Raw genomic sequence first — 21,250 nt, forward strand, 5'->3', positions numbered from 1 at the left:
GAGGCGGCGATGGGATTGCAGAGTCAGGACTTCGCCCGCATCTCGGCCACCAATTTCCGGCCGCCGGATGTCCGCCACGATTTCGAGGTGGCGAAACTCATCGATGTCTCCAAATGCATCGGCTGCAAGGCCTGCCAGTCGGCCTGCCTCGAGTGGAACAATCTGCGCGAGGAGATCGGGATCAACCGGGGCGTCTACGACAACCCGCACGACCTGACGCCGAACACCTGGACGCTGATGCGGTTCACCGAATGGGAGAACCCGCAGAGCGGCAATCTCGAATGGCTGATCCGCAAGGATGGCTGCATGCATTGCGCCGATCCGGGCTGCCTCAAGGCCTGCCCCTCGCCGGGCGCGATCGTCCAGTACAACAACGGCATCGTCGACTTCGTCTCGGAGAACTGCATCGGCTGCGGCTATTGCGTGAAGGGCTGCCCCTTCAACATCCCGCGCATCAGCCAGGCCGACCACAAGGCCTATAAGTGCACGCTCTGCTCCGACCGTGTCTCGGTCGGACAGGCGCCGGCCTGCGCCAAGGCCTGCCCGACCGGCGCGATCGTGTTCGGCACCAAGAAGGCGATGCTCGACCACGCCCAGACGCGGCTCGTCGATCTCAGGTCGCGCGGCTTCAAGAACGCCGGCATCTACGACCCGCCCGGCGTCGGCGGCACCCATGTGATGTATGTGCTGCATCATGCCGACCAGCCGCAGCTCTATGCCGGCCTGCCGCAGAATCCGCGGATCAGCCAGGTGGTCGAGCTGTGGAAGGGGCTGACCAAATATGCCGGCATGGCTGCGGTCGGCTTCGCCGCCGCCTTCGCCTTCGTCCATGCGACCGTGGCGAGGCGCAACGATGTCAGCCGCGCCGAAGACCGCGAGGCCGAGCATCTGATCGACGAGGAGGCCGCCCGTGGCCGTAAGGCGTGAAGAAGCGCGCACGACCGTCGACCGCTATCCCGGCCGGGTCCGTGTGAATCATTGGGTCACCGCGATCTCGCTGATCCTGCTCACGATCAGCGGGGCGGCGCTGTTCCACCCCTCGCTGTTCTTCCTGAGCAGCTTCTTCGGTGGCGGCTCGAACACGCGCTGGCTGCATCCCTGGCTCGGCGTCGTGCTGCTGGCGAGCTTCACCATCCTGTTCATCCAGATGGTGCGCTACAATTTCTGGGCGAAGGTCGATACACAATGGATGCGCCAGATCGGCGACGTGATGTCGGGCCGTGAGGAGAACTTGCCGGAAATCGGCAAGTACAACGGTGCGCAGAAGCTCGTCTTCTGGTCGATGACCTTGCTGATCATCGTCCTGTTCGTGAGCGGGATCGTGATCTGGTACGAGCATTTCGGCGCCAGCTTCACCATCGAGCAGCAGCGCCTCGGCCATATCGTGCACGCGCTGGCGGCTATCGCGATGCTGCTCGTCGTGATCGTCCACATCTATGCCGGCTTCTATGTCCGCGGCACGATGAGCGCGATGACCGAGGGCAAGGTCACCGGCGGCTGGGCCTATCGTCATCATCGGCTCTGGCTGCGCGGCGAAGCGCGCGAGGGCGTGATCGACGAGCGCCAGACACCGCCGCGCGGCCACAACGCGCGCCCGGCCGAGTAGAGCAATCGCAGGGCGGCCAAGGCCGCCTTGCTTCCCGACGTGACCCGTGTGGTTCGGAAGGTCTGTGCCTGATGAGTGAAGACCAGGGCTTTGCGACATTCGAGGATGTCGGCATCGCCGAGCGTGACAAGCCGCCCTTCCTGCGTCTGCCCGAGCCGCGATCGCTCTTCGGCCTGCGCGCCATGCGCTTCAGTGCGCTTGCGTCCGGCCACCAGCTCGAACCCTATCTGCGCTTGCTCGCGGCGCTGTCGCAGGCGCAGGACAGGCTGGCGGGCGAGGTCGATACACCGTCGCTGCCTTCGCTCGACGAGCAGCGACGCCGCGCCGCGAATGCAATGCCTGTCGTGCCGCGCGAAGAGCTGGCCGAGGACGAAGCTGCCGCCGCCTGCTTCACGCGGCTGATGGCGCTGATGGACGAGGTCGCGATGCCCGAGCTGGCGCGCGAGGCGCTCGGCCGCGCCAGGGCTGCGGACGAGGAGGCCCGGCGTGTCATGTTCGCGGCCGTGCTCAGCGATGCGGTGCCGGCCGAGACCGTCGCCGACCACATCTTCGCGGCGGCGGCGCTTCAGGTCGTCGCGGCCAAGCGGACGGCGGGGCTCGATGCGCTGCTGCCGCAACCCGTCGCCGACGGCGTCTGCCCCTGCTGCGGCGGCCCGCCGGTGACGAGTGCGGTCATCGCCACGGTCGACATCGATGGGGTGCGCTACGTCCAGTGCTCGCTTTGCGCCGCGCAATGGAACCATGTCCGGGTGAAATGCGTCTCCTGCGGCTCGACCAAGGGCATCCACTATCAGGCGATCGAGGGCATCGCCGACACGATCAAGGCCGAGACCTGCGACGAGTGCAGAACCTATGTGAAAATCCTGAACCAGCGAAAGGATCCTGAGCTGGAGCCGGTTGCCGACGATGTCGCGAGCCTGGGGCTCGACATCCTCGTCTCTGAAGCCGGCTGGCGGCGCGCCGGCGTGAATCCGTTCCTGCTGGGATATTGACCATCCTGTCTCCCGGAGGGAGCCGATGAACAGACCCGAACGCTTTCGCCCGCCATCGGTCGACGAGGTGCTGCGCAGCCCGCATTGCGAGCTGGCGATCGCCCGCCATGGCCGCCAGGCCGCGACCGGCGCGGTGCGGCAGGTGCTGGAGCGCCTGCGCCGGGACGAGGGCGTGGCGGCGGTTCCGGTCGAGGCCATCGCCGAGCGGGCGCTGGCGAGCCTGGAGGAGCGGGAGCGACCCTCGCAGCGCCCGGTCATCAACCTCACCGGCACCGTGCTGCACACCAATCTCGGCCGTGCGCTCCTGGCCGAGGAGGCGATCGAGGCCGTCGTCGCGGCGATGCGGGCGCCGACCAATCTCGAATACGAGATCGCGGCCGGCCAGCGCGGCGAGCGCGACGCGCATGTGCGCGGCCTGATCCGCGAATTGACCGGGGCCGAGGACGCCGTCCTCGTCAACAACAACGCCTCGGCCGTGCTGCTCGTGCTCAACACCCTCGCCAGGGAGCGCGAAGCGGTCGTCTCGCGCGGCGAATTGATCGAGATCGGCGGCGCCTTCCGCATGCCCGACATCATGGCGCGCGCCGGGGCGGTGCTGCGCGAGGTCGGCACCACCAATCGCACCCATCTGCGCGATTATGCCGAGGCGATCGGCCCGCAGACCGGGCTGCTGATGAAGGTCCACACCTCCAACTATCTCGTCCAGGGCTTCACCGCCGAGGTCGAGCCGGTCGAGCTCGCCAAGCTTGCCCGCGAACATGGGCTTCCCTTCGTCGACGATCTCGGCTCCGGCACATTGGTCGACTTCGCCCGCTGGGGCCTGCGCCATGAGAAGACGGTACAGGACGCGTTGAAGGGCGGCGCCGATCTCGTCACCTTCTCCGGCGACAAGCTGCTCGGTGGTCCCCAGGCCGGCATCGTCGCCGGCCGGAAGGATCTCATAGCAAAGCTCGCCAAGAATCCGCTGAAGCGGGCGCTCAGGCTCGACAAGCTGAGATTGGCGGCGCTCGAAGCGACCCTGAAGCTCTATCGCGATCCCGATCGGCTGGCCCAGCGCCTGCCGACGCTGCGCTTGTTCACCCGTTCGGCTGCCGAGCTGCGCGCCTTGGCCGAGCGCCTGCTGCCGGCGCTCTCGGCAGCCGTAGGGACCGACTGGACCGCCGCGATCGTCGACTGCTCCAGCCAGATCGGCTCCGGCGCGCTGCCGCTGGAGACGCTGCCGAGCGCGGGGCTATCGCTGAAGCCTTCCGGCAAGGCGTCCGGCTCCGCCGTCGAAGGGCTGGCCGCAGCCTTCCGCGCCCTGCCTCTGCCGGTGATCGGCCGCATCTCGCAAGGGGCGCTGCTGTTCGATCTGCGCTGCCTGGAGGACGAGGCGGTCTTCGCCAGTCAGTTGGGTCAGTTGAAGCCTGGAACGCATCATGCGCTGGCTTGACCGCCTGCTCGGCAAGGACGAAGCGGTGCCCGCCGATATCGGCGTCGCGATGGCCGAGGCGGCCGCGGCGGTCGAGCACGGCGATCATGCGGCCGCGCTGGCGATCTGGGGACCGCTCGCCCATGCCGGCGTCGCCCGCGCCCAGAACAATGTCGGCGCCTGCTTCGCCGAAGGTCTCGGGGTCGAGCGTGATCCGGCGCTCGCTCTGCGCTGGCTGACGCTCTCGGCTGAGCACGGCGACCCGGTTGGCCAGCGCAATCTCGCGACGCTGTATTTCAAGGGCGAGGGCGTCGAGCAGGACAATGGCGAGGCGATGCGGCTCTATCGCCTCGCGGCTGAGCAGGGCGACGCGCCGGCGCAGGACATGCTGTCCTGGATGCTGCTCGAAACCGGGCTGGAGGCCGATCGGCCGGAGGCGCTGCGCTGGGCGCAAGCGGCGGCCGAGGCCGGCATCGCCACCAGCATGACCCGGCTCGGTATGATCCATCACGATGCGCTCGGCGTGGAACGCGATGCCGCACTGGCGGCGCAATGGTGGCGGCGTGGCACTGAGGCGGGCGATGCCGACGCCATGGCGATGCTCGGCGCCGCCACCTTGCTGGGGCAGGGGGTCGACAAGGATCCGGCCCGCGCGCTCGCGCTGCTGCTCGAGGCCGAAAGCAATGGCAGCCTGCTCGCCGCGCCCTTCGTCAAGGCCGCGCGCGCCGCCGTCGCTCCGGCGGAGGCCTGAGGCGATGATCATCGGCACGGCCGGCCATATCGACCACGGCAAGACCTCGCTGGTGCGGCGGCTGACCGGCGTCGACACCGACCGCCTGAAGGAGGAGAAGGAGCGCGGCATCACCATCGCGCTCGGCTTCGCCTATTGGCCGCTGGCCGATGGCCGCATCGTCGGCTTCATCGACGTGCCCGGCCATGAGAAGCTCGTCCACACCATGCTCGCCGGCGCCTCCGGGATCGACCTGCTGCTGCTGGTGGTCGCGGCCGATGACGGGGTGATGCCGCAGACGCGCGAGCATCTCGACATCGCCCGCCTGCTCGGGATCGAGCGGGCGGTGGTGGCGTTGACTAAGGCGGACCTGGTCGAGGACGAGCGTCTGATCGAGGCGCAGGGAGAGGTCGAGACGCTCCTGGCGGGAACGCCCTTTGCCGATTCGCCGATCCTGCCGGTTTCGACGGTCACGGGCGGCGGAATCGAAGATCTCGCGCAGTTGCTGCGAGAGCATGCCCAAGCGGCGCAGCTGCGCCGCAGCGACGGCGCCTTTCGGCTCGCTGTTGACCGCTGCTTTACGCTACCCGGCGCCGGCACGGTCGTCACCGGCACCGTGCTCTCCGGCAGCGCCTCGGTTGGCGATAGCGTCACGATCTCGCCCTCCGGCATCGCCGCGCGCGTGCGCTCGATCCATGCGCAGAACCGTCCGGCCGAACGCGGTGCGGCGGGCGATCGCTGCGCGCTGAACCTCGCTGGTCCCGACGTCTCGAAGGATGCGATCCTGCGCGGGCACATGATCGTCTCGCCCGCTCTGCACGCGCCGACGACACGGATCGACGCTGAGCTGACGGTCCTCGCCTCTGAGAGGAAGCCGCTTGCGATGTGGCAACCGGTGCGACTGCACCATGGCGCCAGCGAGACCGGCGCGCGCATCGTCCTGCTCGGCGACGAGGTCGCGCCCGGCACGACCGGGCTGGTCCAGCTCGCTCTGGAGACGCCGATCGCGGCTGCCGCGCTCGACCGGTTCGTGCTGCGCGACACCAGCGCCTCGCGCACGCTCGGCGGCGGCCGCTTTCTCGATCTTCGCGCACCGGAGCGAAAGCGTCGCAGCCCGGAGCGGCGGGCGCAGCTTGCCGCCCTCGCGAGCAACGACCACGCCGAGGCGCTGCGTGCTCTGCTTGATGCGCCGCCGCATCATGCCGATCTTGACGCCTTCGCCCGCGACCGTGCCCTCGGCCCTGGACAGGCCGAAGCACTAGCCGCGCAGCTGGGACTGGTGCGAATCGGCGCCGCCACCATGCTGCCGGAGGTCTGGCAGCGCTTCTGGCAGGCGCTGGCCCAGACACTGAAGGCCTATCACGCCGAAAACCCCGACCAGCAGGGCATAGGTCTGGAGCGGTTGCGGCTCTCGCTCCAGCCGCGCCTGCCTGCCGCCTTGTTCCGCGCCGCGCTGACCCAGCTCGCGGCGGCTGGCGAGCTGGTCGTCATCGGCTCCTGGATCAGGCGGCCCGAGCACGAGATCAGGCTGACGCCGGAGGACGAGGCGCTCTGGAGCTGCATCGCGCCATTGATCGGAGCCGGCGAGCGCTTCCGGCCGCCGCGCGTGCGCGATATCGGCCAGCTGCTTGGCCGCCGCGAGGAGGATATCCGCCGGCTCTTCCGCCTCGCCGGCCGGCGCGGCGATGTACACGAGGTCGCGCTTGACCACTTCTTCCTGCGCGATACGGTTTCCGAGATGGTCGGTATCGCGGCCGAGCTCGCAGCCGCCGATGCCGCCGGCTTCAACGCCGCGCAGTTCCGCGACAGGCTCGACAATGGCCGCAAGGTCGCGATCCAGATCCTGGAGTTCTTCGATCGCCACGGCGTCACCATCCGCCGCGGCGATCTCAGGCGCATCAACCGGCAACGGCTCGATTTGTTCGGGCCGCGGCCCGATGCACCAGCTGGAGGAGAAGCGTCCCCGGTGGGGCGTCCGGACTTCAAATCCGGGAGGGGCCGTCAGACGGTCTCTGGTGGGTTCGACTCCCATTCTCTTCCGCCAGTTCACTGAGGAGCCATGACGCAGACCGGCAGCGAAACCTGCGCGCTGTTCGAGCGCTCCATTCCGGAGAACCTGCGTGTCGAAGCCTAAGGGGCTGGGCACGGATTTCGAGCGCTGGCTCGGGAAGATGCTCCGCAAGGGGCACTTCACCGCACTGATCGTGCTCGTCCGGATCGCCGAGCCGAAGCTGGAGCCGCTGCGCTCGACCTTCGTCCATGTCGTCGGCGACGAGCTCGACTGGGGCGACATCGTGCTGCTGCTGCGCGGCGCCGGCGTCAGCTGGGACGGCGCCGCCTTTTTCCCGACGCGCGAGGATGGCGGGCTCGTACCGGACGATCTGGCGCGGGCCCGGCTGCGTGAACTCGAGGCGGCGCTGGATCAGGACCGGCTCGTGCTCAACAAGGGCGAGTTCTTCGACGTCTGGGGTCGACGACTGGAGGTCGCGGAGGCGTGAGGCGTCACGTCATCCCACGACCACACGCCCTGCGCCGGCTTCGACCGAGCCGATGATCCGCGCCGACGGGTAGCCGGCCGCCTGGATTCGCGCGAGCAGCTCGGCTGCCCGCTCCTCTGCGCAGGAGACCAGCAGCCCGCCGGAGGTCTGCGGATCGGTCAGGAGGTGGCGCTGCCAGTCCGGCAGGCCGGCCGGCAGATCGACGCCATCGCCATAGCTTGCCCAGTTGCGATGCGAGGCGCCGGTGACGCGGCCCTCGCGAGCCAATCGCTCGGCCTGCGACAGGAATGGCAGATCGGCCAGTCGCAGTTTCAGTGTTGCATCGGAGCCGCGCGCCATTTCGAGCCCGTGGCCGAGGATGCCGAAGCCGGTGACGTCGGTGATCGCGTGCACATCGGGATCCCTCGCGAGCTCGGCGCCGACCCGGTTGAGCAGCGTCACGGACGCGATCATCTCGTCATAGGCTTGCGGCGACAATTGCTCCTTCTTGAAGGCGGCCGAATAGATGCCGACGCCGAGCGCCTTGGTCAGGATCAGCGCATCGCCCGGCTTTGCCCCGCTGTTGCGCCGCAGGTTCTTCGGCTTCAGCAATCCGATGACGGCAAGGCCGTAGATCGGCTCGGGCGCATCGATCGAATGGCCGCCGGCGACGGGGATGCCCGCCTCGGCGCAAATCGAGGCGCCGCCCTTCAGGATCTCGCGGGTCACCTCGATCGGCAGCTTGTCGAGCGGCATGCCGAGGATGGCGAGCGCCATGATCGGCGTGCCGCCCATGGCATAGACGTCGGAGATCGCGTTGGTCGCGGCGATGCGGCCGAAATCATGGGGATCATCGACCATGGGCATGAAGAAATCGGTGGTCGCAACGACGCAGGTCTCGTCGTCGACCTGCCAGACGGCGGCGTCGTCGCCGGTCTCGGTGCCGACGAGCAGTTGCTTGTAGGGGCCGGCAGCCGGGTGATCGGCGAGCAATTGCTGCAGCACGGAGGGCGCGAGCTTGCAGCCGCAGCCGCCGCCATGGGCCAGGCTGGTCAGGCGTGGCGCGGCGGCGCGCTGCGGGGCGTCGAGCTCGATCGTGTCGCTCATCTCTCTGGTCTCCATATTAAGCGGCGCTCTGCCGCACCGACGCGAGCGAGCGCCAGGCGCCGGCAAGCTCCGTAATCGCGGTGTCGATGTCCTCGGCCGTGCTGTCCCAGCCGAGCGACAGCCTGACGACGCCGAGGGCGGCCGCACGCTCGAAGCCGAGCTCGGTCAGGATGGCGGAGGGTTCCTCGCTGTCGGCATGGCAGGCCGAGCCGACCGAGGCCATCACCGCGGGGCAGGTTTCGAGCAGGCGCCGGCCGGACACGCCGGGGAAGAGGACGTTCAGCGTGTTCGGTAGCCGGCGCTCGGGATCGCCGACGAGCACCAGCCCGGGCACCGCCTCGCGCAGGCCGGTCAGCAGCCTTTGGCTCAAGGCCGCGAGCATGCCGCGCCGATGCGTCAAGCGCTCGCCGGCCAAGGCGCAGGCGGCGCCCAGGCCGGCGATGTAGGGGACATTCTCGGTGCCGGGCCGGATGCCGCGCTCCTGCCCACCGCCGACGAGCAGCGGCCTGACGGTGACACCACGCCGTATGAACAAGGCGCCGATCCCTTTCGGGGCGTTGAGCTTGTGGCCGGCGATCGACAGGAGATCGACGCCCAGCTCGTGCACGTCGACGGGCAGCTTGCCGACGGCCTGCGCCGCATCGGTATGGACCAGGGCGCCGGCGGAGCGGGCGAGGGCGGATATCTCGGCGACCGGTTGCAAGGTGCCGATCTCGTTCTGGGCGAGGATGACCGTGACGAGCCCGGCGCCCTGGGCGATCGCCTCCGCTATGTCCGCGGTGCGGACGACTCCGTCGGGGCCGGCAGCAACGCGGCGGACGAGGCGCCCGGCGGCCTCATGCAGGCGGCAACACTCCTCTGTCGCCGGGTGTTCGATCGCGGTGGTGACGACGGCGCGGTTGTCGCCGGAGGCGAGCGTACCGCGGATCGCAAGATTGTTGGCCTCCGTCCCGCCGCCGGTGAACAGGATTTCGTCTGCCTCCGCGCCGATCAGCCCGGCGACCTCGGCCCGCGCGCGCTCGACCGCCGCATGCGCCTGGCGGCCGAGCGCATGGCTGGAGGAGGGATTGCCGAAGCCGCCGGTCAGGAACGGCATCATCGCCGCGAGGACCTCGGGCGCGACCGGTGTCGTGGCGTTATAGTCGAGATAGACCGGCCGCATCGAAAATCCTCTCAAGAACGGGGCGAGGCGACGCCTTCGCTCCGCGATCGGGTTCAGGCCGTCAGTTCGGCCGACTTGATCGTGTATTTGAAGGTATTGGGATCAAGGCAGTCGAGCAGCGCTCCCGCGACCTCCGCCTGCGGATACATCAGGAAGCCGACCTTGTGCTTCGAACCCGGCAGGACGAGGTCGTGCGCGACATTATAGCCGAGCCAGTTGCCCTCCCAGGCGCCGAACAGCGCCTGCCGCGCCGCCATGACCCTGGGATTGTCGGCCGCGTTGTTGCCGGGCGGTTCCTCCAGCACGACCTTGCGGACATCGGCCGGGTCGGTCGCGACCCAACCGTAACCGTCGAGCCAGATCTCGGCCCGGCAGTGCTGCGCCTTGGTGATGACCTCCGAGCCGGCCCCGAGGCTCTTGTAGCCGAATTTCGAGGGCGCGACGCGGATGCCGTAGATGTCGCGGGCCGGGATGCCGACGCTGCGCACCAGGGCGACATAGAGCGCGTTGAGATCAGCGCATTTGCCGCCGAGATTGCCGGTCCGCAGCATCGAGGCGACGTCGCCGGTGCCGCAGCCGCGCGTCCTGGCGTCGCGGAAGGTGTTGGCGACGACCCATCCATAGATCGCCCGGGCCCGGTCGAGATCACCAGCCTTGCCGGTGGCGGCCTTCTCGGCGGTCTCCTTGACGATGCCATCGGTCGGCATCAGCTCGGTCGCCTCGAGATAGAGCTTACGGTCGGCGGCGCTCAAGGCCGGCACGGCACTCTTCGTGCCGAGATCCTCGGCGCGATCGCGCAGCGAGAACTGGCTGCGGACCTCGACGCTCGGCGCGGTCTCGCCATCCTTGAAGACGACGTGCAGCAGCTCGGCGCCGTATTTCGGATCGCGCACCACCTCGGCCGAGACCGCATTGGTCTCCCAGCTGTTCTTGCCGGGCTTGATCCACTCGTCCTCGCGCAGCGAGGGCAGAGGAATCCAGGCCTGGGCCTTGCCGTTCGCCGACAGATCGAGGCGGGTCGCCACCGAAAAATCGCGCCAGGCGCCGGGCTTCGGCGCAAAGGGGGCATCCTGCGCGGCGGCGAGGCGCGGGACGGCGAGGGCGGCCGCTGCGGCGGCGCCGGTCTTCAACATGTCGCGACGATTGATCATTGCGGCGTCTCCTTTTCCCTCTGGTCGTTTCTTGGCTGTGAAGACGACAAGACCGCGAGTGCTGCCGCGACCGGCGGGCTCGCCCAGTCGAGCGGTTCTTCGGTCTTCAACGCAGGCTTGAGATCGCGGTCGAGCACGAAGCTGGTCGGCAGGGCCTCGACCTTCCAGGCCTTCATCGCGCCGCGATCGCGATCGAGCAGGATGGGAAAGGCGACGGGGCGCTGGCGGAAGAAGTTGCGCAGGCGCGCGTCGATCTCGCCGACATTGACGGCGAGGATGGCCGGGTTGCCCTTTGCCGTCGCAGCGAGGGCGTTGAGCGAGGCCATCTCCTCGATGCAGGGGGCGCACCAGGTCGCGAAGAAGTGGACGATGACAGGATTGCCGCGCAAGTCGGCCAGATCGATTCCGGGCCCGTCGAGTTGATCGAGCGCGAGCACTGGTGGCGCCTCGGCGCCCCATGGCCTGAATGCATCGGCGGCGGCGGGATCGCTGGCGATCACAAGCCAAAAGGCGACCGACAGGGTCCGCCGAAACAGCGCAAGCCCGGAATTCAGTCGATGAGCGCCCCGAAACTCGGGAGCCGTGACGGCGACCACGCCGCATCATGCGAGCAAGGGCGGCGAGGCGTCAATTTCTACTTTTGAGAGAAACGGGGCAGCGCTGCGCGGGCGCTATGGTGTCGCGACACCCAGAGATCGATCGTCTCTCGATGCTAGGAACGAAAGCTGTTGCGCCGCTGTCTTGGCCGAGGCGCAGTTCCGCAATGTCCAGCGCAAGATCGGGCTCAGCCCGGCAGGCCTCGATTTCGGTGCGATGGTCGAGACGACCGGCGATCCTCCCGGCCTGCGTGCGCGTTACCCATTTCGGCAGGGTCAGGCTGGAGCAGCCGAATGAGGCCTTCGCGATCTGGCCTGCCCGAACTCGGCAGGGCGGCCGGGGCATGCAGGCCGGCATGTGGCCTCAGCCGATCCGCCCCGGGCCCGGCGTGTAGCCGGCTGCGATGACGGCCGACTGGATCGCGGCGAAGTCGGACGAGCCTCGCACACTCACCTGCTTGGAGCCGGGATCGGCGGTCACGCTGGTTCCGGGCAGTTTCGTCTCGATCGCGGTTTTGATCGTGCCGGCGCAATGGCCGCAGGTCATGTCCTCGACCTGAAAGGCCAGTGCGTCGGAGCTCGGAACGGCCGTCTCTGCGGTCGAGGTCGAATGCGGCTGGCAAGAGCACATCTCGGCTTGGTCCTTTCGAAGGCGATGGCAGGAGCATGCTCCTTCCCACCGTGGTAAGGTCAAGCGGCTTTTTCTCTGCGTGCGTTCTTTCAGCTCGGACTGGACGGCTTCAGCGTCGGGCTTGCGCGCCCTCCAATCCCATCTGCCAGAAATCGGCCTCCAATCGCGCAGCCTGCCCGAACAGGGCGGCAAGCTCGGAAAAGCGCGCTTCGGTCATGGCGCGGGCGGCGAGGGAGTCGAGATGACGGCGGGCATCGTGGGCGACCTGCTGATAAGGCGCTGCGGCGTATTCGCCGATCCAGTCGCGATAGGGATGATTCGCGAGCGCCGGCCCGAGAGCGCGGGCGAGACGATCGGCGATCTCGGCATAGCCGACGACACAGGGGGCGAGCGCGACATGCAGATCGAGCAGGTCGCCGGAGACGCCGCAGTCGAGCACGAAGCGGGTATAGGCGACCGTCGCCCGATGCTCGGGCGTGGCTTCCAGCTGTGCCGCCGAGAGACCCCAACGCTCACAGAGCCGGACATGGAGCTCCATCTCGACGTCGAGGATCGTTGCGAGCCCGGCCTTGGCGGCGCGCATGTCGGCGAGAGTGCGGCTCTTGTAGGTCGCCAGCGCATAGGCGCGGGCGAATTGGATCAGGAAGAGATAATCCTGGACGAGATAGGTCCGGAAGGCGGCCTCGGGCAGCGAGCCATCACCCATCTGGCGCACGAAATCGTGCTCGACATAGGACGTCCAATCGGCTGCCGCGGCGGCCTTCAACCTGTCGAAGATGTCCACGGCCTGAGCCTCCCTCCGGATCGGATTCGCGCGGCAGTCATAGCGCAAACTATCCCCATTTGGCGCGTCGCGGATGACGCAGGTTTGATCCGTCGCTGCCGCGACAGCGGCCATGAGCCGGGCTAGCCTCCGCTCGTTCGTGCAACCGGGAGAGTTCGACGATGACCAATTCCGCGATCGGCCGACGGGTTCTGCTCTGTGGCGCGGCCGTGTCCATTCTCGCTTTGCCGGCCCTGGCGCATCATGGCTGGGGCTGGGCCGTCGACGAGCAGAGCGAGCTCAAGGGCACGATCCGCGCGATCTCGATGGCGCCGCCGCATCCGACGCTGCAGGTCGCGGCCACGGACGGCGTCCTCTGGCAGATCGATCTCGGCAATCCCAGCCAGACGGCGCGGGCCAATTTCACCGGCGACACCGCGAAGGTCGGCGATGCCGTCACCGTGCTCGGCAATCGCCATCAGGATGCCAGCAAGAAGCAGATGAAGGCGGTGCGCATCACCATCGGCGGCAAGAATTACGATATGTATCCGGAGCGGATCAAGACCAACTGAGCGCCGATGTCTGCTCTCGTAGACTGGCTCGGCGGCTGGCCAGGAGCGATACTGCTGCAGCGCTCCGGTACGGCTTATCTTTTCGTCAACGCCGCGCACATCCTCGGCATCGGCCTGCTGCTCGGCGCGATCCTGCCGCTGGATCTGAGGTTGGCGGGCGTGCTGCGCGCCTCGGCGCTGCCGCTGGTCGGCCCGATCCTGATCCGCACGGCCGCCTGCGGGCTGGCGCTCGCATCAGCGACGGGCTTCTGGCTGTTCACCGTGAAGCCGGCCGAGTATCTCGGCAACACCGCCTTCCTGATCAAGCTCGGCCTGCTTGCCTTGGCGCTGGGCAATATCGCGCTCCAGCATCGAGGGCTGAAGCCGGCGCTGGCGGGGGGAGAGATCGGCTTGCGCGGTCGCGTCCTGGCCGTGCTCTCCGCCTCCCTCTGGCTCTGCGTTCTGGTCGCCGGGCGCTGGATCGGCTTCCTGTGAAGGCCTTCAGACCACGAGCGCCGTCATAGCCTGGTTGATCCACCACCATTCGCGGCCGGGCGCATCCTCTCCGCGCAGGGTCGCGAGCAGCTGCTGGTAGCGCAGCGAGCGGTCGTGATGACGGCGATACTGGTCGAGATGCCAGGTGCGGAAGGAGTCATCTGGCTCGCGCTTCATCGCCCTGGCCGAAGCGTCGAGCCAATTGCGGGCGATGGCGCTGCCGGTTTGCGAGTCGGGGGCTTCGCCCGCCGTCATCGCCTTGCGAGCCTCGGCGAAGATGCGCTCGGCGGCGGCGTGATAGGCGGCGGGGTCGAAGTCGGGCGTCCACATCAGCTCGGCATCGGCCTTGGCCTGGGCGATGGCGGCTTCGTCTGAAAGCATCGCTCTGAGCTCGGCGAAGGCGTCGATCTGCTCCGGGGTTGGGTCATCAGGCAGTTCGGGCGCGCCGGCCGCGATCGCCTTCTGCTTCCATTCCGGGTTCATCCTGTCGCCGGTGACCTCGTCGTAGAAGCGTTCGGTCAGGGCGCGCATGTCGGCATTGGACAGGCTGGTCATGGTCCAGAGTCTCCTGAGGTCGTCGGCGGTGGGTTCGGGATGGCGCAGGGCGGCGCGCAGGGTCGCGGCGATCAGGCGCTTGCCGGCGATCTCGGCTTCGAGGGCCGAGAGGCGCAGTTGCAGGAGCTCGGCGAGCGAGCTCTTGCGGGCGAGGATGCCCCGGATCGCGGCGAGGCCGACACCCATGACGCGCAGCGCCTGGATCAGGTCGAGGCGCGCCGCATCGGCATCGGAATAGACGCGATAGTTCGCCATGGTGCGGGTCGCCGGCGGCAGCAGCCCCTTGTCGGAATAGAAGCGGATGCGCCGTACGGGCACGCCGCAGAGGCGGGACAGTTCGCCGATGGTGTAGCGCTGGTCGGTCATGGCGGTCTGGTAGCGCCTCCACCAGATGGAGGGTCAAGCGGCCCGAGACCCGATCTTGCGATCGTTCGAATGCGAGAGACCTCGAAAAGGACAAGGAAACCCTGTCCGACAAAAACTGTGTGTCTGTGGCAATGCGTCAAAGCGGCGTTAGCCAGTCGCGGCCATTCTCCTGCGCGTGCACGCCCCACGCCACGACCCGATCTCCAGGCACGCCGAACCGGCGAGCGACGCGCCAAGCGCGGCCGCGGGGCCGCGCCAGGTCGACGGACTCGGTTTCGAACCGGAACTGGAACGCGAGTTCCGCCAGCATATGCGCGCCGATCAGCGCCGCAGCACGCTGGTCTGCCTCGTCACGGCGCTCGGCATCTGGCTGACCTTCATCGGGCTCGACCTCACCCGGCTCGAGAATCTCGCCACGATCGGCGACGGCGATGTCTCGGTCGAGCTCGCCATCGCGCTGAGACTGGGGACGCTCGCGGTGATCCTGCAGCTGGTCTGGGTCGTGCGCCGCAACCGGCAGGCCCACGCCTATCACCACCTCACCATGCTGGCGCTGGCGCTGATCGGGGTGACCTGTGCCTTCATCGCCAACATGTACAAGCTGCGCGGCCTGCCGCAGGCGGACATCGCACAATTGGTGATCATCGCTGCCGTGTTCCTGCCGGTCGGCCTGACCTTCTTCCAGAGCCTCGGCATCGCCCTGCTGATCGCGGTGTTCACCACCGTGCTCGGCTTCGTCATGCTCGCGCCGGCGCAGCTGGCCGAGCACGGCCGGCTCTCGGTTCTGTTGTTCTTCGCCGTCTTCGTCAGCGCCGTCGGTGCCTGGCTGCGCGAGCGGGCCGAGCGCGACCAGTTCCTGCTGCGGCGCATGCTGCACAGCCGGGCGATGTCGGATGCGTTGACCGGCATCGCCAACCGGCGCGGCTTCGAGGAGCATGTCGCCATGGCGCTGCTGCAGGCGCGGCGCGACCGGGCGCCGGTCGTGTTCGCCGTGCTCGATGTCGACCATTTCAAGCGCTACAACGACCGCTATGGCCATCAGGCCGGCGACATCGCTCTGGCGCTGATCGCCCGCGCCATCGACAGCAAGCTGCGCCCGCCGATGGACATGGTCGGGCGGCTCGGCGGCGAGGAGTTCGGCCTCCTGCTCTACGATGCCTCGCCCGAGAAGGCTCAGGAACGGCTGCAGCGGGTCGCGCAGGCGATCGCCGAGCTCAGGATCGAGCACGCCGCCTCGCCGACGGCGCAATACATCACGGTGAGCATGGGGGCCGCCGGCTTCGACGGCCAGGAGACGGCGGCCGAGCTCTATCGCCGCGCCGATGCCGCGCTCTACGCTGGCAAAAGCTCGGGTCGGAACCGCGTTGAGCTCGGCGAGAACCGCACGCGTCGGGCGGGCTAGCCCGGCCCGCTCCAGAGCTGCTATGCGGCTTGCTTCCGCCGTGATGAGAGCATCCCCATGTCCGCACCCGTTTCCATCGGCCTGATCGGCGCCGGCATCATGGGCGAGCGCATGCTGCGCGCGATCCTGGCGCAATCGCCGGAGCTCGTGCGTGCCGCCGGGATCTGGGACCCGTCCGCCGAGGCAATGGCGCGCATCGCCGGCGAGCTGCCGCAGGTCGCCCGGATGCGGAATCCCGCTGCGGTGATCGCGGCGAGCGATTGCGTCTACGTCGCCTCGCCGCCGGCCTCCCATCTCGGCCATGCCCGCGCAGCGCTCGCTACCGGCAAGAGCGTGTTCTGCGAGAAACCGCTCGCGATCGACGTCGCCGATTCCCGTGCCTTCGTCACCGAGGCGGGCGGGCGCGGCGCGGTCAACTTTCCCTTCGCCTCCTCGCCTGCCGTCTCGCAGTTGCAGGACTGGGTTGCGGCCGGGACGGTCGGCGGCAGCCGGCGGATCGTGATCGAGGTCGCCTTCGCCACCTGGCCGCGCTCCTGGCAGGCCGATGCGGCAGGTTGGCTCGATCGACGCGAGCAAGGCGGCTTCACCCGCGAGGTCGTCTCGCATTTCCTGTTCCTGAGCCGCCGCCTCGGCGGGACGTTGCATGGCCTGCAAGCGAGCGTCTCGTTCCCGGAGGCCGACAGGTCGGAGCGCCGGATCGAGGCGCGCCTGCTGGCCGGCGACATCCCGGTGACACTGACCGGCAGCGTCGGCACGACACAGAAGGACGACCACAATATCTGGATGCTGGAAGGCGAGGGCGGCGCGATCAGGCTCTGCGACTGGTCGCTGGCCGAGCAGCGCCAGCCGGACGGCTCCTGGCAGCGCGCGCCCGATGCCCTGACCCAGCTCGAGGCGCGGCCCGTCGCGCTGAAACGGCAGCTCGAAGGCGTCGCCAAGCTGGCCCACGGCGAGCCGCATCAGCTGGCGACGCTGGAGGAGGCGTTGAACGTCCAGGAGATCGTCGAGGCGATTCTCGCCAGCTAGACGCCTTCATTGAGGCGACATGGCAGGAGGGCTATGATCGGCGGGCTCAGGAGGCCTGCCGATGCGCCATGCCTTCCTCACCGATGCGCAGATCGACGCCCGCGCGCTGGCTCACCGGCGCGGGCTCGGCTTTCATGACGACGAAGCCGTCGAGGTCCTGGCGCTGCTGGCCAGGCTCAAGGCACGCTATCCCGAATTCTTGCATGAGCGCGTACCGGACGGCTCGCTCGGCGGGGCCGAGGCGCAGTGGGATTCACAAGCCAGGAGGCTGCTGATCCCGGAGGCCGTGTTCCGGGCTGCCGAGCGCGGCGAGGGCAGGGCGCTGATGACGGTGGCGCACGAGGTCGGCCACGCGCTGCTCGGCCATGAAGGCAATCTGAACCGGGGACCGGCCGGCGGACGAGCCGAGAGGGTCTCGGCCAAGCTGCGCTCGATGGAATATCAGGCACGGCGCTATGCGGCCGCCTTCCTGATCCCGGATACGCCGGCGGTGCGCCGGCTCGACGCGACCGCGCTGAGCCAGCGCTACCGGGTCAGCATGAGCGCTGCGATCGTGCGTCATAGCGAGCTGCGCTCGGGCGAAAGCGCACAGACCCTGCCATTGCGGCAGGCTATGCTCGACCTCTGAGCCGCTTGCGGTCGGCGCGCCCGCAGGGCATGGCTCGGGCAACGTGACGATCATCGAGGCTGCCATGACCATCGCCGTTCCCGGCCTGCCGCCGGCGCCGAAGCCCGCCCGGCGGGCGCAAGGCGTCTCGCCCTTCATCGTCATGGACGTGATGAATGCGGCCGAGGCGATCGAACGGCGCGGCGGCTCGGTCGTGCACATGGAAGTCGGCCAGCCTTCGGCGGCGACGCCGGCCAGCATCCGGGCGGCTGCGGCGCGGGCGCTGGAGGACGGTCGCATCGGCTATACCCAGGCGCTCGGCATCGGATCGCTCCGGGCGAGGATCGCGCGGCATTATCGCGACACCTACGGTGTCGAGGTGCCGGCCGAGCGGGTGGTCGTGACGACCGGCTCCTCCGGCGGCTTCATCCTGAGTTTCCTCGCCTGCTTCGAGCCGGGCGCGCGCATCGCGATCACGGCTCCGGGCTATCCGGCCTATCGCAACATCCTGATCGCGCTCGGACTGGAGCCGGTGGCTATCCCGGTCGGGCCGGAGACGCGCTATGCGCTGACGCCGGAGCTGATCGCCAGGGCCCATGCCGAAAAGCCGCTCGCCGGCGTGCTGACGATGAGCCCTGCCAATCCGACGGGCGTAGTGATGGCGCCCGAAGCGATCGCGGCGGTGGCGGCCGAGTGCCGGCGGCTCGGGCTCTGGTACATCTCGGACGAGATCTATCACGGCCTGACCTATGAACGGCCGGCGACGACGGCGCTCGCCGCCGATCCGGACGCGATCATCGTCAACTCCTTCTCGAAATACTATTGCATGACCGGCTGGCGCGTCGGCTGGCTGGTGGTGCCGGAGCGGCTCGTGCGGGTGATCGAGCGGCTGCAGCAGAATTTCTCGATCTCGGTGCCGATGCTCAGCCAGGTGGCGGGCGAGGCGGCCTTCGACGCGATCCAGGAATGCGAGGCGATCAAGGCCGGCTATGCGGAGAACCGCGCCTATCTGCTGAAGGCGCTGCCGGAGATCGGCCTCGGCGACTTCCTGCCCGTCGACGGCGCCTTCTACATCTATCTCGACATCGGCCGATATTCGAACGATTCCATGAGCTTCTGCCGGGATGTTCTGGAAAATGCCGGTGTCGCGATCACGCCCGGGCTCGATTTCGATGAGGAGCGCGGCGCGCGGACGGTGCGGCTCTCCTTCGCCGGCTCGCTCGCCGAATGCGAAGAGGCGGTGGCGCGCCTGGGGCGCTGGCTGAAGGCGCGCTGAAGCGGGCGCTTGCCAAGGCGAAGTGGTAAACTCAATCTGATCCGGCTTGGGGGCAGGACATGGTCGCAATGCGGAACTGGCTGAAAGCCATGGCGTTGTGCGCGGCGGCGTTGCTGGCCGGCGCGGTTGCAGGCCCGACACAGCTGGCGGCGCAACAGCACAAGGCAGACGCGGCGCCCGTGCTGACGCTGCGCGGCGACGAGACGCCCGAGACGGTGCGCAAGCTCGTCGACGCGCTCTCGGCCGGTGGGCGCAAGGTCGAGATCAGGATCGCTGGCAAGGACGATGCGGCCACCGCTCATGCGCCACCGGCATCTGCTGCCGCCGGTGCAGGTTTGCCGCCATCGTCGAGCAATGCTCCTGCAGAGAATGAAACCCCGGCGGAGGCGTTCTGGGACCACTTCGTCGATGGGATGTCACAAGGCCTCGCAGCTGTGCCGCGCCTGGCCGAGGTGCCGCAGGCCTGGCGCGCCGCCTGGGCGCAGAACCGTAACGGCGTTAACGGGGTTTCGGCCGGCTGGCGGCTCGCTGCGGGCCTCTTGCTCGCATTCGCCATTGCCGGGCTATTCCGGCTCGCAACCAAAAATTGGTTTGCACAACGGCTGCAGCCGGAAGGGCCGGAGTTCACGCCGCGCCTGATAGCGTCCTCTTGGGGGTTGCTGCAGGATCTGGTGACGCTCGGGCTCGGCTTCGCGGTGCTGCATGCGATCCGCAAATTCTGGCTGCCCGAGCCGGATCTCGCCCATATGGTGCTGCGCACCATCGCCAACGGCCTCACCATCGGCGCCGGCTATCTGATCATCGGACGCTTCCTGCTTGCTCCCGGCGCCCCTCAACGTCGGGTGATGCCGCTGCCGCGGGCCGAGCGAGCTTTCAACTTCCTGATCGTCTTCGGCGTTCTGACGCCCGTCCTGCTCACGGCGACCGTGTCGATCCAGCATGCCACCGGCCCCGGAGCCGTGGTCGGGCTGTTCGCTCTGGTCGGCATTGTCTCGACCGTGTTCAAGGTCTGGTGGTTCATCGATGCGCGGCACGACCTGGCGGCGCTGATCCTCCACTCCGCACATGAGCCAGGACCGGCGCGCCGCACGATCGCCCTGACGACGGGCTGGCTCTATGCCGCGCTCGCCATCCTGATCTGGATGGTCGGCAATGCATCATCGATGATGGAGGGCGGCGCGCGCTGGGCCGAGGCCGCAGCGCTGACGCAGTTCATCATCGTGCTCGCGCCGATCCTGGCGGTCGGCATCACCAGCCTGATGGCCTGCCGGCAGGCACATGCGGCGGTGATGGGCGAGAGGGCGCCGCTTTCGCTCGCGGTCGGTCATGCGCTACGGGCTGCCGCCGGCGGCGCGATCTGGGCCGGCGGCTTCTATCTGCTGGCGCGGCTCTGGGCCGGCTTCCTCTTTGGTGTCAGTTCCGACCAGTTCGCCGTGCTGATGCGCCAGGCGGGCGGCGTTGCCGTGCTCGCCTTTGCGGGCTGGGTCGCGATCGTTTTCCTGCGCAGCTTCTTCGACGCCTATGCGCCGCCTTCGGCCGCGACCGGCCCGGCCGATGAGGATGCGGTTCCGCACGACCATGTGCCGTCACGGCTGGCGACCGTGATGCCGATCCTGCGCGGCGTGGTGCTCACGGCCGTGTTCGGCCTGACCGGGCTCGTCCTGCTGTCGCGCCTCGGCGTCGATATCGGCCCGCTCCTGGCGGCCTTCAGCATCCTCGGCCTTGCTGTTTCCTTCGGCTCGCAGGCGCTGGTGCGCGACATCGTCTCCGGCTTCTTCTTCATGCTGGAGGATGCCTTCCGCGTCGGCGAATATGTCGATACCGGCCGGCTCAAGGGCACTGTCGAGAAGATCTCGCTGCGCTCGATGCAGTTGCGCCATCAGAGCGGGCAGGTCCACACGGTCCCCTTCGGCCAGGTGCAGTCGCTGACCAATGCCAGCCGCGACTGGGCGACGGTGAAGTTCAACGTCCGGCTCGACCACTCCGCCGACATCGAGAAGGCGCGCAAGACGATCAAGAAGATCGGGGCGGCGTTGCTGGAGGACCCCGAATACGGGCCGCATTTCATCGCCCAGCTCAAGATGCAGGGCGTCGCCGACATCACCGACTCGGCCATCGTGATCCGGCTGAAGTTCACCAGCAAGCCGACCCAGGCCTCGATGCTGCAGCGCGAGGCGCTGAAGCGGGTCTATCGCGGCCTGATCGAGGCGCAGGTGCCGTTCGCGTCGAATGCCGTTACCGTGAAGGAAGGCAGCGGCAAGAGCGGTGCTGCGGCGATCGCGGCCGTGCCGCCGCCGACACCGCTGGTGCCGGCGGCGGAATGAGCGCTGGCTGACCGCCTCAGCC

20 protein-coding genes, 1 tRNA gene and 1 pseudogene are annotated in these 21,250 nt (G+C 68.4%); 15 read left to right on the top strand and 7 right to left on the bottom strand.

Translation table 11 applies throughout. The annotated features are described in order from the left end of the window. The first annotated feature begins 9 nt into the window (after positions 1-9). The 8 genes and pseudogenes from fdxH (at position 10) to BMZ69_RS00270 (ending at position 7,237) form a co-directional block, all read left to right on the top strand. Positions 10-927 carry a formate dehydrogenase subunit beta gene (gene fdxH / locus BMZ69_RS00240; RefSeq protein WP_092153627.1) on the top strand — a complete coding sequence of 306 codons (918 nt, stop codon included), beginning with the start codon at positions 10-12 and terminating at the stop codon, positions 925-927. Further along, positions 911-1,606: a formate dehydrogenase subunit gamma gene (locus BMZ69_RS00245; protein ID WP_092154545.1), complete on the top strand. Its 696-nt coding sequence runs from the start codon at positions 911-913 to the stop codon at positions 1,604-1,606. The genes fdxH and BMZ69_RS00245 overlap by 17 nt, the downstream gene beginning before the upstream one ends. Positions 1,607-1,677: 71 nt before the next feature. Beyond that, positions 1,678-2,598 (top strand): formate dehydrogenase accessory protein FdhE, encoded by a 921-nt coding sequence (gene fdhE / locus BMZ69_RS00250; RefSeq protein ID WP_092153630.1) that lies wholly within the window; start codon positions 1,678-1,680, stop codon positions 2,596-2,598. 25 nt (positions 2,599-2,623) lie between these two features. Then, positions 2,624-4,030 (top strand): L-seryl-tRNA(Sec) selenium transferase, encoded by a 1,407-nt coding sequence (gene selA / locus BMZ69_RS00255; RefSeq protein WP_092153632.1) that lies wholly within the window; start codon positions 2,624-2,626, stop codon positions 4,028-4,030. Further along, positions 4,017-4,760: a tetratricopeptide repeat protein gene (locus BMZ69_RS00260; protein WP_092153634.1), complete on the top strand. Its 744-nt coding sequence runs from the start codon at positions 4,017-4,019 to the stop codon at positions 4,758-4,760. Before selA ends, BMZ69_RS00260 begins: the two co-directional genes overlap by 14 nt. A gap of 4 nt (positions 4,761-4,764) precedes the next feature. After that, positions 4,765-6,579 (top strand): annotated as a pseudogene (gene selB, locus BMZ69_RS00265) (selenocysteine-specific translation elongation factor); the annotation flags it as partial. Positions 6,580-6,687: 108 nt separating this feature from the next. Then, positions 6,688-6,783, top strand: a tRNA-Sec gene (locus tag BMZ69_RS31455). 76 nt (positions 6,784-6,859) lie between these two features. Further along, positions 6,860-7,237, top strand: coding sequence for a hypothetical protein (locus BMZ69_RS00270; RefSeq protein ID WP_092153638.1), 378 nt, complete (start codon positions 6,860-6,862; stop codon positions 7,235-7,237). Positions 7,238-7,246: 9 nt separating this feature from the next. Here BMZ69_RS00270 and selD read toward each other — a convergent pair whose 3' ends face one another. From selD to tenA, 6 genes are all read right to left on the bottom strand, one after another. Next, positions 7,247-8,323: a selenide, water dikinase SelD gene (gene selD, locus BMZ69_RS00275; RefSeq protein WP_092153640.1), complete on the bottom strand. Its 1,077-nt coding sequence runs from the start codon at positions 8,321-8,323 to the stop codon at positions 7,247-7,249. A 16-nt stretch (positions 8,324-8,339) separates the two neighbouring features. Next, positions 8,340-9,485 (bottom strand): cysteine desulfurase family protein, encoded by a 1,146-nt coding sequence (locus tag BMZ69_RS00280; protein WP_092153642.1) that lies wholly within the window; start codon positions 9,483-9,485, stop codon positions 8,340-8,342. Between the two features lie 53 nt (positions 9,486-9,538). Further along, complete coding sequence (locus tag BMZ69_RS00285; protein WP_092153644.1) at positions 9,539-10,636, bottom strand: transglutaminase-like domain-containing protein; 1,098 nt, start codon at positions 10,634-10,636, stop codon at positions 9,539-9,541. Beyond that, the gene (locus BMZ69_RS00290; protein WP_280142057.1) at positions 10,633-11,136 is read right to left on the bottom strand and encodes a TlpA disulfide reductase family protein; all 504 of its coding nucleotides are present in this window, start codon (positions 11,134-11,136) and stop codon (positions 10,633-10,635) included. The genes BMZ69_RS00285 and BMZ69_RS00290 overlap by 4 nt, the downstream gene beginning before the upstream one ends. A gap of 460 nt (positions 11,137-11,596) precedes the next feature. Continuing rightward, a complete protein-coding gene (locus BMZ69_RS00295) occupies positions 11,597-11,863 on the bottom strand; it encodes a heavy-metal-associated domain-containing protein (protein WP_092153646.1) in 267 nt (88 codons plus the stop codon). A gap of 109 nt (positions 11,864-11,972) precedes the next feature. Next, positions 11,973-12,647: a thiaminase II gene (tenA, locus tag BMZ69_RS00300; RefSeq protein ID WP_092154549.1), complete on the bottom strand. Its 675-nt coding sequence runs from the start codon at positions 12,645-12,647 to the stop codon at positions 11,973-11,975. Positions 12,648-12,808: 161 nt separating this feature from the next. Here tenA and BMZ69_RS00305 point away from each other — a divergent pair, with 161 nt between their 5' ends. Continuing rightward, a complete protein-coding gene (locus BMZ69_RS00305) occupies positions 12,809-13,198 on the top strand; it encodes a DUF6152 family protein (protein WP_092153648.1) in 390 nt (129 codons plus the stop codon). A gap of 6 nt (positions 13,199-13,204) precedes the next feature. Continuing rightward, entirely contained in the window at positions 13,205-13,672 is a 468-nt protein-coding gene (locus tag BMZ69_RS00310; protein WP_092153650.1) for a DUF2214 domain-containing protein, read from the top strand. Positions 13,673-13,678: 6 nt separating this feature from the next. Here BMZ69_RS00310 and BMZ69_RS00315 read toward each other — a convergent pair whose 3' ends face one another. Continuing rightward, entirely contained in the window at positions 13,679-14,593 is a 915-nt protein-coding gene (locus tag BMZ69_RS00315; protein ID WP_092153652.1) for a MerR family transcriptional regulator, read from the bottom strand. Positions 14,594-14,768: 175 nt separating this feature from the next. Here BMZ69_RS00315 and BMZ69_RS00320 point away from each other — a divergent pair, with 175 nt between their 5' ends. The 5 genes from BMZ69_RS00320 to BMZ69_RS00340 all read left to right on the top strand — a co-directional run bounded on the left by BMZ69_RS00320 (position 14,769) and on the right by BMZ69_RS00340 (position 21,228). Continuing rightward, entirely contained in the window at positions 14,769-15,995 is a 1,227-nt protein-coding gene (locus BMZ69_RS00320) for a GGDEF domain-containing protein (protein ID WP_139218941.1), read from the top strand. A gap of 57 nt (positions 15,996-16,052) precedes the next feature. Then, entirely contained in the window at positions 16,053-17,021 is a 969-nt protein-coding gene (locus BMZ69_RS00325) for a Gfo/Idh/MocA family protein (RefSeq protein WP_092153656.1), read from the top strand. Positions 17,022-17,082: 61 nt separating this feature from the next. Then, a complete protein-coding gene (locus BMZ69_RS00330; protein WP_092153658.1) occupies positions 17,083-17,649 on the top strand; it encodes an ImmA/IrrE family metallo-endopeptidase in 567 nt (188 codons plus the stop codon). A 64-nt stretch (positions 17,650-17,713) separates the two neighbouring features. Further along, positions 17,714-18,904, top strand: coding sequence for a pyridoxal phosphate-dependent aminotransferase (locus BMZ69_RS00335; protein ID WP_092154551.1), 1,191 nt, complete (start codon positions 17,714-17,716; stop codon positions 18,902-18,904). 59 nt (positions 18,905-18,963) lie between these two features. Beyond that, on the top strand, positions 18,964-21,228 hold the full coding sequence (locus BMZ69_RS00340) for a mechanosensitive ion channel family protein (RefSeq protein WP_092153660.1): 2,265 nt from the start codon (positions 18,964-18,966) through the stop codon (positions 21,226-21,228). The last annotated feature ends 22 nt before the right edge of the window (positions 21,229-21,250 follow it).

Source organism: Allobosea sp. CRIB-10 (assembly GCF_900112185.1).
Classification (GTDB): Bacteria; Pseudomonadota; Alphaproteobacteria; order Rhizobiales; family Beijerinckiaceae; genus Allobosea.

What these genes read in the sequence shown, in the direction of transcription:
- BMZ69_RS00295 (WP_092153646.1), bottom strand. Translation starts at nt 11,863, where the DNA reads ATGTGCTCTTGCCAGCCGCATTCGACCTCGACCGCAGAGACGGCCGTT.
- BMZ69_RS00325 (WP_092153656.1), top strand. Translation starts at nt 16,053, where the DNA reads ATGTCCGCACCCGTTTCCATCGGCCTGATCGGCGCCGGCATCATGGGC.
- BMZ69_RS00305 (WP_092153648.1), top strand. Translation starts at nt 12,809, where the DNA reads ATGACCAATTCCGCGATCGGCCGACGGGTTCTGCTCTGTGGCGCGGCC.
- BMZ69_RS00330 (WP_092153658.1), top strand. Translation starts at nt 17,083, where the DNA reads ATGCGCCATGCCTTCCTCACCGATGCGCAGATCGACGCCCGCGCGCTG.
- BMZ69_RS00280 (WP_092153642.1), bottom strand. Translation starts at nt 9,485, where the DNA reads ATGCGGCCGGTCTATCTCGACTATAACGCCACGACACCGGTCGCGCCC.
- selD (WP_092153640.1), bottom strand. Translation starts at nt 8,323, where the DNA reads ATGAGCGACACGATCGAGCTCGACGCCCCGCAGCGCGCCGCCGCGCCA.
- BMZ69_RS00285 (WP_092153644.1), bottom strand. Translation starts at nt 10,636, where the DNA reads ATGATCAATCGTCGCGACATGTTGAAGACCGGCGCCGCCGCAGCGGCC.
- selA (WP_092153632.1), top strand. Translation starts at nt 2,624, where the DNA reads ATGAACAGACCCGAACGCTTTCGCCCGCCATCGGTCGACGAGGTGCTG.
- BMZ69_RS00315 (WP_092153652.1), bottom strand. Translation starts at nt 14,593, where the DNA reads ATGACCGACCAGCGCTACACCATCGGCGAACTGTCCCGCCTCTGCGGC.
- BMZ69_RS00260 (WP_092153634.1), top strand. Translation starts at nt 4,017, where the DNA reads ATGCGCTGGCTTGACCGCCTGCTCGGCAAGGACGAAGCGGTGCCCGCC.
- BMZ69_RS00340 (WP_092153660.1), top strand. Translation starts at nt 18,964, where the DNA reads ATGGTCGCAATGCGGAACTGGCTGAAAGCCATGGCGTTGTGCGCGGCG.
- BMZ69_RS00310 (WP_092153650.1), top strand. Translation starts at nt 13,205, where the DNA reads ATGTCTGCTCTCGTAGACTGGCTCGGCGGCTGGCCAGGAGCGATACTG.
- fdxH (WP_092153627.1), top strand. Translation starts at nt 10, where the DNA reads ATGGGATTGCAGAGTCAGGACTTCGCCCGCATCTCGGCCACCAATTTC.
- BMZ69_RS00335 (WP_092154551.1), top strand. Translation starts at nt 17,714, where the DNA reads ATGACCATCGCCGTTCCCGGCCTGCCGCCGGCGCCGAAGCCCGCCCGG.
- fdhE (WP_092153630.1), top strand. Translation starts at nt 1,678, where the DNA reads ATGAGTGAAGACCAGGGCTTTGCGACATTCGAGGATGTCGGCATCGCC.